Annotated in this window: 1 protein-coding gene; it reads right to left on the bottom strand. The window is 53.0% G+C overall.

The window, feature by feature from the left end:
• On the bottom strand, window positions 1–368 hold a 368-nt coding region (locus H6B10_RS15655), incomplete at both ends, for a hypothetical protein (protein ID WP_204652381.1).

Raw genomic sequence — 368 nt, 5'->3', positions numbered from 1 at the left:
CTGTGTGATCCTCATCACAGGCAAGAATCATGCAAAACCGGGCTTCCGGCTGCATGCACTTGAGTTGGAATGCCCACGTTTCGAGGGCTAATAACGCGATTTCAAATCCCTGTTCCCGGGACAGCGCGTCTTCAAAAAAGCAGTCGATTCGCGTTTCGGTGTTGCAGGCTTCGTAATCGGTCTTGTCGAAACATTTCTCCATGGCCTGATCGAAGGCGGCATCCAATTCTTCGGCTGGCATTTCTGATAGGATTACACAGTCCCGAACCAATCTGAACGGGGGAAACAACAGTTCCCGCAGCGCGGATACTTTTACGGACGGGAGATTCAGCTGCCCGTCGCCGCACTGGCGGAGCAGCTTTTTCATG

Origin of the sequence: Gemmiger formicilis, assembly GCF_016901605.1 — a bacterium.
Lineage (GTDB): Bacteria > Bacillota > Clostridia > Oscillospirales > Ruminococcaceae > Gemmiger > Gemmiger formicilis_B.
Note: the sequence above shows the minus strand (reverse complement) of the source record. Positions and strands in the feature narration are given on the sequence as shown.